The following is a 5,007-nucleotide window of genomic DNA, read 5'->3' as shown; positions in this document are numbered from 1 at the left end:
GGGGTACGATCGAGTTTTAGTCCGTCAATGTCATTGCGATAGACATCTAAGAGCGTTTCGACTAGTTGTAAGCTAGTTTGGTGACTGCGGATGGCGATCTCTAATACGCTTTTTTGCTTGGGTTGGACGGAGCCGAATTGTTCTTGGTAAAATGCGTTGAGGGTTTCGATACTACCGAGTAACGGTGTTTTCAAGTCATGTGCCAGTGTCGAGGCAAAATCTTCGCGCAGACTTACTAGTTTTGCTTGAATTTGGAGTTTGGCTTGCTGCTGCGCCAAAGTTTGCTGAATGTGACGATTGCGATCGCTCAAAATTCCCGTTACTACCAGCGCAAGTACAGTGATCGATCGATTTGCTACCATTGCCGGATGAATTGTTTCACCACCTGGAATCCAGATATTCGCTAGTGTCAATGTTACTGCGATCGCTGTTATTTGTAAGGTGAAAGTGCGATTGAGCTGGGGTTTGGCAAATAAGATCGGCATGATGTAGAGATAGCCCATCACATAGTCAGGCGGTGTCAGCATCTCTAGGGTGAATAATAGCCCAAATAACCCGACGGTTGCCCAAAATAATGAGGATTGCTCGATGTCAAGGCGGAGCCAACGCCAATGTGGGAAGTTTAATTGAGTCCGCAGTGGCATAAGGCATAACGGTGAAGGCTGGATTCATCTAGTCTAGCGATTAACAGTTGACAGTTAAACAGTTGATAGTTATTTGCCCTTGGGCTTCTGCGGTAAGTGCGGGAGTCGCAGGCTCGCGGCAATGGGGATGTCGATGAGAAAGGTCTCTAAGTGTATGTTGTCGGCGTGAGTGCTAAAATTCAGCAACGAGCGATTCGGTTGTTTTCTGCTATTTCTCCTTGTTTTTATTACAACAAACCATGTTTTTGAACAACACCCTTACTTTATGGAGTGCTGCCAGCGCACCCCCACTATTGGCGACAATAGCAGCAGAATATTCGCCGATTATTCTATCTGGAGTCTTACTAACTATAGTGACGATCTTTATCGCCAGTAAAGTTGGCTCAGAAGTAGCCAAGCGACTAGATTTTCCGCCAGTGCTGGGGGAATTGGTGGCAGGTGTAGTTGTGGGAGTTTCTGCCCTACATCTGGTAATTTTTCCTGAAGGTGGATTAGCGGCAGCGGATTCCCTATTGATGTCGGCACTGCAAGCTCTCAATCACCTTTCGCCAGAGGGACTTGAGACTGTATTTGAGTCCCAGAGCGAAGTTATCTCTGTGCTCGCAGAACTCGGCGTGATTATCCTCCTGTTTGAAATCGGGCTGGAGTCTGACTTGCGCCAACTTAAAGCGGTCGGAATTCAGGCTGTTGTGGTTGCCTGTGTGGGTGTAGCTGCGCCCTTTGTTGCTGGTACGGCTGGATTGATGCTGTTGTTTCATGTCGCGGCAATTCCAGCGATTTTTGCTGGGGCAGCATTGACGGCAACCAGTATCGGGATTACGTCAAAGGTACTGTCGGAGTTGGGGCAATTAAAGTCTAAGGAAGGTCAAATCATTGTCGGTGCGGCGGTAATTGATGATGTGCTGGGAATTATTGTGCTGGCGGTAGTTGCCAGTCTTGCCAAAACTGGTGAGATTGATGTTACTAATGTGATTTATTTAATCGTCAGTGCCACCGTATTTTTGATCGGTTCGATTTTGTTGGGCGGTTTTTTCAATCAAGCATTTACAGGGATTGTCAAGAAACTCGAAACTCGCGGCAACATCATTATTCCGGCATTTGTTTTTGCCTTCTTCATGGCATTTTTGGGCAACGCAATTCATCTAGAGGCAATTTTGGGCGCGTTTGCTGCCGGATTGGTGTTAGATGAAAGCGATGCGCGGGATGAGTTGGATGAACTGATTAAACCGATCGCCGATCTGTTCGTACCGATCTTTTTCGTGACTGTTGGCGCACGGGCAGATCTGGGCGTTTTGAACCCGACAGTACCGGAAAATCGCGCCGGATTGTTAATTGCCGTCTTTTTAATCCTGGTGGCAGTAATCGGTAAATTGGTGACGGGTTGGGCGGTATTTGGCATCCCTGGCATTAACCGTTGGGCGATCGGCGTGGGTATGATTCCCCGTGGTGAGGTTGGCTTGGTGTTTGCCGGAATCGGTGCGGCAAGCGGTATTATAGATAAGCCGTTGCAGGTGTCGATTATTATTATGGTGATTTTGACGACTTTTGTAGCTCCACCATTTCTCCGCGTCGCCTTTGGTGAATCTGTCGAAACCGATACTCCGGTTGAACCGACTAGCGAGTAATCCGCTTTAATTGTAAGATGTGTTGACAATCGAACAACGTGCCTGACGATCTCTAACCAGCAAAAAATCATTTAATAATTAATAATCATTAATTATTAATTATTAATTATTAATTAATTCAAATGACAGTTTCTCGTACTATTTGCCTGGGTTTTCTTGCCATCATATTGACTGGCGCAATGCTGCTAATGCTGCCGTTCTCGACGACGAGCGGGCAGTGGAATGACCCGATCGTGTCATTGTTTACATCTACCTCTGCCGTCTGCGTTACAGGGCATGTGGTAGTCGATACCGCCACTCATTTTTCCCGATTTGGACAGTTGATAATTATGCTGCTAATCCAGATCGGCGGTTTGGGCTATATGACAGTGACAACTTTTTTATTGCTGTTGCTAGGCAGGAGATTTGGGCTAAAGGACAAAATTGCCATTCAACAATCACTCGATCGCCGCGTACTTCAGGGTAGTAACCAAATTCTCCAATCGATTGTTGCCACAACGCTGCTGTTTGAACTAACAGGAGTTTTTTTACTGCTGCTAGTATTTGTCCCCGATCTCGGTTGGGCAAAGGGGCTGTGGTTTGCCATTTTCCATAGTGTTAGTGCCTGGAACAATGCTGGCTTTGGCTTGTTTTCGGATAATTTGGTGGGATATCGAGGTTCCCTGTTAGTCAACGCGGTAATTACCGGATTGATTATCTTTGGGGGGATTGGTTATGAGGTGATTTTGGAGTTCTATGTGATGCTGCGAGAGCGGCGGCAAAAGATGAAGACAGCACGCACATTGAATTTTCAGGTAGCTGTGAGCACAACCCTATTTTTACTATTTGGAGGTACTTTAGTGATTTGGGCGATCGAAACTAGAAATCCCCAAACATTAGGATCGCTGAATATTTTCGAGCAGCTACTCGCCGCATGGTTTCAATCTGTCACTGCCCGCACTGCTGGCTTTAATACGATCGATCAATCCAAACTAACGATCGCGGGGCTGTTTGTGACGGTTGCGCTCATGTTCGTAGGGGGTAGTCCGGGCGGCACTGCTGGTGGACTTAAAACCAGTACCGCACGGGTGCTAGCAAGCTGCACTTATGCGGTTTTGCAAGGGAAAGAGTCGGTCATTCTCTATCGCCGTCAGGTGCCAAATACACTGCTGCTCAAGGCGACTGCTGTCTCTTTTGGCTCGCTGGTGACAGTCCTCTGTGGGACGATTGCCATTTCGATCGCCGAGCCACGGCTAAACTTTATCACCATCCTGTTTGAAGTAGTTTCCGCCTTTGCCACCGTCGGACTTTCGACTGGGATTACCGCAGGGCTGACATCTTTTAGTAAACTAGTGTTGATCGCGACCATGTATATTGGACGAGTCGGAATTTTGTTACTGATTTCCTCAGTATTGGGCGATCCTCAACCCAGTACTGTCAGTTATCCAGAAGAATCCCTGCTAGTTGGGTAGGGGAATAAGTAATTAGGTGATGAGTAGTTAACTAACAAAAATAAAGGGTATAAATAACCCTCTCTTGGGCTAATTATTTTTACGACGAGGTTCAAATCCTTTCCCTAAAAACCTAGCTGTCTTGTCTTGCTAAACCCTCGGCAAAGCCGAGGAGCGCAAGCCGCTATCAATTATCAATTATCAATTATCAAAATTATGTCCAATCCAATAGAACGTCCTGCTTTCAGCTTTTTTCGTAACTTGAGACCGAACAAGGCTCGCCAATTTGCCGTAATTGGTTTAGGTAGATTTGGGCGGGCGGTATGCGAAACGCTCCACCAGTCTGGTTATGAGGTATTGGGTACAGATGTTAATGAAGGACGAGTCGCTGATATTTTAAGTGCTGGAATTTCTGCCCACGCAGTAGTCTTAGATTCTACTAATCCGCTAGCACTCAGGGAGGCGGGAATCTTCGAGTTTGATACTGTAATTGTGGCGATCGGTAACTACTTACAAGAAAGTATTATTACCACCCTAAATCTCAAAGAAGCTGGCGTTACATATGTAATCGCAAAAGCTTCTTCAGATATTCATGCTAAACTGCTTCAAAAAGTTGGAGCCGATCGAGTAGTACTACCAGAATATGAAGCAGGTTGCAATTTAGCGCAGACACTGACTAAGCCTGGAATTTTAGATCGCTTCGATTTAGATCCCGAGCATAGTATTGTCGAAATCAAAGTGCCAGAGTCTTTTTATGGCAAAACCATCCTAGAACTGCGACTGCGGAGCGATTATGGACTCAATGTTTTAGCGATCGGACAGTTTCAACATTTTGATATTAACCCAAAACCCGATCGGCGGCTCTGTCAGGAAGATGTGTTAGTGGTGATCGGGACTAAATCGGATTTAGACAGATTGCCACTGTAATATAAAACCCATTTGAGATCTTTTGGGCGATCGCCTCAACTTATTAATAATAAATATCTCTTTAGATAGAGGCTTAAAGCCAAGACCTAATGTTTATATTTCCAGCCTAAAATCTACGTACTAAACAAAATCTAAACAATTAAATCTTCACGATGCCTTAAACCCAAATAGAGATGGAGCAAACCGAGCTAAACAAAAAATATACCTTTTCAATTTGCTCGAGTTACGGCACGATTATAGTTGAAGCAGCCAACATCAGTGGTAGATTCAAAGCTTCAATAATTAAGCTCGATCGCCGATGCAGATGAGGAATATTTATACATGCTACAGGGATGGATTCAAATTGGATTAACGCTGGTTATCATTCTGGCGATTACGCCA

The 5,007-nt window shown here is 45.4% G+C and carries 4 protein-coding genes; 3 read left to right on the top strand and 1 reads right to left on the bottom strand.

What is annotated here, in order from left to right; translation table 11 throughout:
* Positions 1-644 (bottom strand): histidine kinase dimerization/phospho-acceptor domain-containing protein (locus tag ACEW9I_RS09610; RefSeq protein ID WP_373540128.1); only part of this gene is annotated, 644 nt, incomplete at its 3' end.
* A gap of 239 nt (positions 645-883) precedes the next feature.
* On the opposite strand from ACEW9I_RS09610, the gene ACEW9I_RS09605 reads away from it, so the two are divergent.
* The 3 genes from ACEW9I_RS09605 (at position 884) to ACEW9I_RS09595 (ending at position 4,626) form a co-directional block, all read left to right on the top strand.
* Complete coding sequence (locus tag ACEW9I_RS09605; RefSeq protein ID WP_373540127.1) at positions 884-2,269, top strand: cation:proton antiporter; 1,386 nt, start codon at positions 884-886, stop codon at positions 2,267-2,269.
* Positions 2,270-2,391: 122 nt separating this feature from the next.
* Positions 2,392-3,720 (top strand): TrkH family potassium uptake protein, encoded by a 1,329-nt coding sequence (locus tag ACEW9I_RS09600; RefSeq protein ID WP_373540126.1) that lies wholly within the window; start codon positions 2,392-2,394, stop codon positions 3,718-3,720.
* 195 nt (positions 3,721-3,915) lie between these two features.
* Positions 3,916-4,626: a TrkA family potassium uptake protein gene (locus tag ACEW9I_RS09595; RefSeq protein WP_373540125.1), complete on the top strand. Its 711-nt coding sequence runs from the start codon at positions 3,916-3,918 to the stop codon at positions 4,624-4,626.
* Positions 4,627-5,007 lie beyond the last annotated feature (381 nt).

The organism is Chamaesiphon sp. (assembly GCF_041738855.1).
In the GTDB taxonomy this organism is placed as follows: Bacteria; Cyanobacteriota; Cyanobacteriia; order Cyanobacteriales; family Chamaesiphonaceae; genus Chamaesiphon.
The sequence above is the reverse complement of the archived record's forward strand: the minus strand, read 5'-3'. Positions and strand labels throughout refer to the sequence as shown.

Bases quoted from the DNA above. Each gene is read 5' to 3' on its own strand.
- ACEW9I_RS09595 (WP_373540125.1), top strand. From the start codon at position 3,916: ATGTCCAATCCAATAGAACGTCCTGCTTTCAGCTTTTTTCGTAACTTG.
- ACEW9I_RS09600 (WP_373540126.1), top strand. From the start codon at position 2,392: ATGACAGTTTCTCGTACTATTTGCCTGGGTTTTCTTGCCATCATATTG.
- ACEW9I_RS09605 (WP_373540127.1), top strand. From the start codon at position 884: ATGTTTTTGAACAACACCCTTACTTTATGGAGTGCTGCCAGCGCACCC.